Below are 6,335 nucleotides of genomic sequence, written 5' to 3' on the forward strand. Positions count from 1 at the left end.
GCAACAATAGAATAGATAACAAATACACTCACTGAAATTTTAGTGGGTGTTTTTTGCTTTTAGGATTGTGAATCTTAAATATTTGTGCGATTCAGATTAAACTAGCGACAAATGATAACTCCATTCGTCTTTAGATGGGCTAACTCAAGCCAAACGATAAGTCCATTCGTCTTTAGTTGAGGTAACTCAAGCCAAACGGTAACGCCATTTGTCTTTAGTTGACCTAGCTCAAGCCAAACGGCAAGTCCATTTGTCTTTAGTTGACCTAACTCAAGCCAAACGGTAACGCCATTCGTCTTTAGATGGGCTAACTCAAGCCAAACGGTAAGTCCATTCGTCTTTAGTTGAGGTAACTCAAGCCAAACGGTAACGCCATTTGTCTTTAGTTGACCTAGCTCAAGCCAAACGGCAAGTCCATTTGTCTTTAGTTGACCTAACTCAAGCCAAACAGTAACGCCATTTGTCTTTAGTTGACCTAGCTCAAGCCAAACGGCACTCACATTTGTCTTAAGTTACAAAAGGAATCCTTATTAGTTACAGCTAATTTAAATTAACGGTATTCTTCAAATTAAGCATATTATAGGTGTCCCAGACAGCTACCTTTATCTATCATGCGCCGATAGATATCAGACTTATATCACCAATTTATAAATAAACACTGATGTAACTTGATAGCAAATAAATTACATAAAAGCCATAATGATGGCTTTTTTATAAAAAATGTGAAAAAAGTGTTCTGAATTAGGGGTTTTCTGCTATGATTGTAAAAAAATCGTATGATGAATTAAAAAACGAGAAAATGTTCTACAGCTGCTGGATTGTCATTGCGATTCTAACCAATATATTCCAAACATCAGTTGCAATAGAATTGGGAATCAGTAACAGTGCCTTAGCAATTAATAATGTGATTGTTCTAGGAATTGGGATTTTTGTTTCATCTATCGTTTCAAAAAATTTATCAGGTTCACATTTTAATAAGACTTATTTAATGGGTATTATATCGTCTATTATCGGACTTGTAAGTTACAGTATTTCTCAAATTCAATCTTCCCAACAAAAGAGTATTCTAATGCCTATGGTTATGGTCAATCAGCTCAACAATTAGGTATGGCGATTGGTTCATTAGCGGTTGCAGGGATTGTGGATGTAAGTGGTGGTTGCAATACGGCTAGGATCATAATGACAATCTTAGGAGTTGTTGGCGGTGCGTCATGGTTAGTCGCAATTACAAACTCTAAAACTACGTAAAGTAATAATATTAAACTCCGGAACAGAGAAAGTCTGTGTCCGGAGTTTTTTGTGTGTCAAGATTATTTTTAAAACTAAAATACCCCTGTAAAGCACGGTTAAATGCTCTACAGAGGTAAAGTATATAGAAGGGTAATTCAATTAGAATGACGCCGTAACGATAAAGTTTAGGATGAATAGACCCATTGAAATCCATAAGATAGGGTGAACCTCTTTCGCTTCGCCTTTAACAATCTTTACAAGTCCGTATGTAATGAAACCTGCTGCAATCCCATTAGAAATTGAATATGCCAGTCCCATGAAGACAGAAGTGAAGAATGCTGGAACAGCGACCGAGAAATCAGACCATTCAATATCAGCAAAACTTGAAACCATTAAGATACCAACAATAATTAAAGCTGGTGCCGTTGCTGCTGGCGGAACAATACTTATAACTGGTGCAAAAAATGCTGCTAAGATAAAGCATATAGCGGTTGAAACTGAAGTTAATCCTGTACGACCTCCAGCTCCGATACCTGCAGCTGACTCAACGTAAGTCGTTGTATTAGAAGTACCAAATATCGCACCAAAGACAGTACCAATTGAATCGGCGAATAATGCGCGGTCCATTTTTGAAGTAATTCCTGTTGAATCTTCTAATTCTTGAATATCTTTATCTGTAAAGATTCCTGTACGACGACCTGTTCCAATGAATGTACCAATTGTATCGAAGACATCCGCTAAACTGAATGCAAAGATTGTCATAATAACGACCGGTAATTTTGACAGATCAGAGAATAGGGAAGGTAAGCCGGCTGATGAAAAGATGACTAAGAAAGTATCTTTCAGTTCAACAAAGGCATCCGTTAAAGTATTTTCAGAGAAATCAACCGTTGATAGATCAACTAAGCCAAATACCATCGCTAATAAAGTTGTCGCAATAATACCAATTAAAATTGCACCTTGAACATTTAAAATCATTAAAGCAATTGTAATGAATAATCCAATAATAACAACAAGAACCGTTGGTTGAGTTAAGTCAACTAACTCAGGTAAAATTCCACCACTTGTGACAACTGATTCAACGACACCGTTAATTTCAGTCCCGCCCGCTTGACCATTCACAGAGACGATATTTGATGCATCTGAAGTGAACTGTAACAAGCCAGCATTTTTAATACCAAGGTAACCAATAAATACTCCGATACCGGCTGAGATTGCGTGTTGTAAAAATTCTGGGATCGCAAGGATTAACATCTTACGAACTTTAGTTACTGTGATTAATACGTTAATTATCCCACAGATGAATACCATGGATAAAGCTTCTTGCCAAGTAAAACCTAAAGCAAAGACAACTGTATATGTAAAGAATGCATTCAGACCCATACCAGGTGCAAGTGCATAAGGGACATTTGCAAATAATCCAATAAATAATGTCGAGATAGCTGATGCAAATAATGTCGCTAGAAACACTGCCTGAGAAGGCATGCCAGATAATGCTAAGATACTAGGGTTTACAAATATAATGTAAGACATTGCTAAGAAAGTTGTAATTCCCGCAACAATTTCTGTAGAAACGGTTGTGTTGTGTTGTTCCAACTTAAAAAAACGATTTAAAGCGTTCATTTTCTTCCTCCTAAAAGATGTTTATTACGCTAGTAAGTATACCAACGGACTTCCGAAATGCCTAGACCGAAACAAACGATTCGTATATATTCTGAGATGAACGTTCGTGTTTTTGATAAAAATCCATCTAAAATAATATTCACAACATATGTAGCTCATTATATACTCGTTGGCAATTATGATATAATCTATTATATGTAGGAAGAAGGTGACTTAGTATGACAAAAGAAAAAGCTTTTGTAATCGGCGATATCCATGGCATGTATCATTCGTTAGAGGTCATGTTATCTCATTGGCGCCGGGATGAAGAGCAACTAATATTAGTCGGCGATTATATTGATCGCGGACCCAATTCGGACTCTGTGTTAAAGACCGTAAGAACTTTACAAAAAGAGCATAATGCGATCCTTTTACGAGGCAATCATGAACAACTTTTCTTAAATTATTTACTTGAACCACGAAAAGAATGGAAACTTTATAAGAAAAATGGTGGTGCAACAACAATTTCCCAATTACTACAAATCCAAATCGAAGACGTTGAAGCACAAGCACCGGAGGAAGTAGTGGAGAAACTCCTTGAGAAAGAACCGTGGCTGATAGAATGGCTGGAAAGTTTAGTTTATTACACAACTTTTGGTAATCATATTATTGTCCATGCAGGAGTAGACTTTACTAAATCAGATTGGCGTTACACTTCTTTGCATGATTTCTTATGGATTCGAGAAGGGTTTCATTATGAAAAAAATACGACCGGTCGCAACATCATCTTCGGCCATACACCTGTTCAAACATTGCATGAATCCGTCGAACCTTGGCAACGTGATGGCAAATGGGGTATCGATGGTGGGAATGTTTATGGCGGAAGCTTAATTGCTTTACGCATTGATCGAGAAGAAGTGAACGATGTCGTAGTATTAAGATAGGAGATTTTTAATGGCAACAATTATTGATACAGCAGATTTAATTAAACAAATTAATCAAGAAACAAAAATCAGTTCCAAGCAAATCCAAGCGGTACTGAATTTATTAAGTGAAGGGAATACGATTCCATTTATCGCCCGTTACCGTAAAGAAGTAACTGGATCACTGGATGAAGTTCAAATTCACGATATCGAACAAAAATATACCTATGCGAAACAATTGGGCGAGCGAAAAGAAGAAGTCGTTCGCTTAATTGCTGAACAAGAAAAATTAACCGATGAGATTGAACGAAATGTTATGAAATCTTCAACCTTACAACAAGTCGAAGATATTTACCGTCCGTTCAAACAAAGTCGCCGTACAAAAGCGATGACAGCGAAGGAAAATGGCCTAGAACCATTAGCCGAGTGGTTATTATCAGTTGAAGCAACGGATGCAACTCCAGAAGCAGAAGCAGAAAAATATATCAACGATGAAGTGCCAACCGCACAAGATGCGTTAGCAGGTGCACATGAAATCTTAGCTCAAGAAGTGTCTGATAACGCACAGTTCCGTGAATTTATTCGTAAATACACGCGCTATAATGCTAAAATCGCAACTACACTTAAAGATGAAGACAAAGATGAGAATAAAGTGTATCAACAATATTATGAATTTAGCGAATCGTTAACGGCATTGATGTCTCACCGTACGCTTGCAATTAATCGTGCAGAAAAAGAAGGCGTCATCACAGTGAAAATTCAAGTTGATACTGAACCAGTTATTAAATATATGTCGAATCGATTCATTCCTAAAGAGTTAAATGAAGACAAGAAAGAGTTAGTTCAATTGGCTGTTGAAGACGCTTATAAACGCTTCATTGGACCAGCCATTGAACGTGAGATGCGGAGTGAAGCAACGGAAGAGGCCAGTCAACAAGCGATTAAAGTCTTCGGTGAGAACTTACGTAACCTCTTACTACAACCACCTTTAAAAGGACGTGTTGTCATGGGCTTTGACCCCGCATACCGTACGGGGTGTAAATTAGCTATCATCAATGAAACAGGTCGAGTATTGGATAAAGGTGTTATTTATCCACATAAACCTGCAGCAGGCCCTAAACGTCAAGCAGCTAAAGGCGAGTTATTAGAATTTATCCGTAAACACGATGTGGATATCATTGCGATCGGTAATGGGACAGCTAGTCGTGAGTCTGAACAATTTGTTTCAAATCTAATTAAAGAACATAACTTGGACACACAATTTATCGTGATTAATGAAGCGGGTGCTTCGGTATACAGTGCGAGTGCCATTGCCCGTAAAGAGTTCCCAGACTTCCAAGTTGAAGAACGTAGTGCGGTTTCAATTGCTCGTCGTTTACAAGATCCGATTGCTGAATTAATTAAAATTGATCCTAAATCTATGGGGGTAGGTCAATACCAACATGATGTGAGTCAAAAAGATTTAACGCAACAATTAGACTTTGTGGTCAACATTACCGTTAACCAGGTTGGAGTCGATTTGAATACTGCTAGTATCCAATTATTGGAGCACGTTTCAGGCTTGACTGCAGCCACAGCTAAGAATGTGATTGCACTTCGTGACGAAATAGGTCACTTCTCAAGTCGTGAACAAATTAAAGATGTCAAACGTTTAGGTCCTAAAACTTATGAACAAGCCGTAGGTTTCATGCGTATCTTAGGCGGGGAAAATCCATTAGACCAAACGAGTATTCACCCGGAGAGTTATAAAGTGGCTTTAGATATTTTAAATCAGGCAAATGTTAACGTAAATGATATTGGTTCTGAAGAGGCGATTGAAACACTAAAATCACTCAAAGCCAGTGACTTAGCAACCCAATACGACTTAGGTGAAGAATCTATCTCAGATATTCTAGATGGGTTAATGCATCCTACGGCAGATGTACGTGACGGGCAAGATGCGCCAGTCCTTCGTGCGGACGTCTTATCAATGGAAGATTTGGATGAGGGGATGCAACTGCAAGGAGTCGTGCGCAACGTGGTCGACTTTGGAGCCTTTGTTGATATTGGAGTGAAACAAGATGGTTTAGTACATATCTCAAAACTCTCTAAAAAATTCATCAAACATCCCTCTGATGCCGTTTCTGTTGGAGATATTATTGAAGTCGAAGTCATTTCTTTAGATCGTCAAAAAAGCCGCATTGGGTTAAAGAGAATTTTTAATAAAGAGTAAAGACAAAAAAACACGGTTGCTTCTAACGAAGTCACCGTGTTTCTTTTATATACTGAGTTTATGATGCGATCGATGGGATTTGAACCCACACATCCTTAAGGACACTAGCCCCTCAAGCTAGCGCGTCTGCCATTCCGCCACGATCGCGTGTTTTACTTAAATTAAAGGACAAGATTTATAATAGCACAAACGAAGTTTGGAATCAATGTTTCATAGTGAAGAGAATAGAGTATATAAATCTCCTCTGTTGTCAAATCAAATGCAACACTATTGTTATTCAAAAGACATACCCCATTAGACTTTTAGGTATAGGGTTTCCCCCATGGGGGAAATGTCGCTTTTCGATTCTTTTATAACTCAAGTCTTTA

The 6,335-nt window shown here is 38.0% G+C and carries 6 protein-coding genes and 1 tRNA gene; 4 read left to right on the forward strand and 3 right to left on the reverse strand.

All coding sequences use genetic code 11. The features are described from left to right. Window positions 1-101 precede the first annotated feature (101 nt). On the reverse strand, window positions 102-500 hold the full coding sequence (locus tag ACEN4N_RS07760; protein ID WP_407090305.1) for a hypothetical protein: 399 nt from the start codon (window positions 498-500) through the stop codon (window positions 102-104). 257 nt (window positions 501-757) lie between these two features. Between ACEN4N_RS07760 and ACEN4N_RS07765 the strand changes: the two genes are divergently transcribed. Together ACEN4N_RS07765 and ACEN4N_RS07770 are read left to right on the forward strand one after the other, a co-directional pair. After that, window positions 758-1,105 carry a hypothetical protein gene (locus ACEN4N_RS07765; protein WP_407090306.1) on the forward strand — a complete coding sequence of 116 codons (348 nt, stop codon included), beginning with the start codon at window positions 758-760 and terminating at the stop codon, window positions 1,103-1,105. Between the two features lie 2 nt (window positions 1,106-1,107). Beyond that, window positions 1,108-1,248 carry a hypothetical protein gene (locus ACEN4N_RS07770; protein WP_407093976.1) on the forward strand — a complete coding sequence of 47 codons (141 nt, stop codon included), beginning with the start codon at window positions 1,108-1,110 and terminating at the stop codon, window positions 1,246-1,248. A 141-nt stretch (window positions 1,249-1,389) separates the two neighbouring features. On the opposite strand, the gene ACEN4N_RS07775 is transcribed toward ACEN4N_RS07770, so the two are convergent. Then, the gene (locus ACEN4N_RS07775; protein WP_407093977.1) at window positions 1,390-2,853 is read right to left on the reverse strand and encodes an NCS2 family permease; all 1,464 of its coding nucleotides are present in this window, start codon (window positions 2,851-2,853) and stop codon (window positions 1,390-1,392) included. Between the two features lie 218 nt (window positions 2,854-3,071). Between ACEN4N_RS07775 and ACEN4N_RS07780 the strand changes: the two genes are divergently transcribed. Both ACEN4N_RS07780 and ACEN4N_RS07785 read left to right on the forward strand, forming a co-directional pair. Then, the gene (locus ACEN4N_RS07780) at window positions 3,072-3,776 is read left to right on the forward strand and encodes a metallophosphoesterase family protein (protein WP_407093978.1); all 705 of its coding nucleotides are present in this window, start codon (window positions 3,072-3,074) and stop codon (window positions 3,774-3,776) included. Window positions 3,777-3,786: 10 nt separating this feature from the next. After that, a complete protein-coding gene (locus tag ACEN4N_RS07785; protein ID WP_407093979.1) occupies window positions 3,787-5,967 on the forward strand; it encodes a Tex family protein in 2,181 nt (726 codons plus the stop codon). A gap of 64 nt (window positions 5,968-6,031) precedes the next feature. Here ACEN4N_RS07785 and ACEN4N_RS07790 read toward each other — a convergent pair. Then, window positions 6,032-6,114: transfer RNA gene (locus ACEN4N_RS07790), tRNA-Leu, on the reverse strand. Window positions 6,115-6,335: the final 221 nt, after the last annotated feature.

The organism is Ruoffia sp. FAM 20857 (assembly GCF_045528645.1).
GTDB classification, from domain to species: Bacteria; Bacillota; Bacilli; order Lactobacillales; family Aerococcaceae; genus Ruoffia; species Ruoffia halotolerans.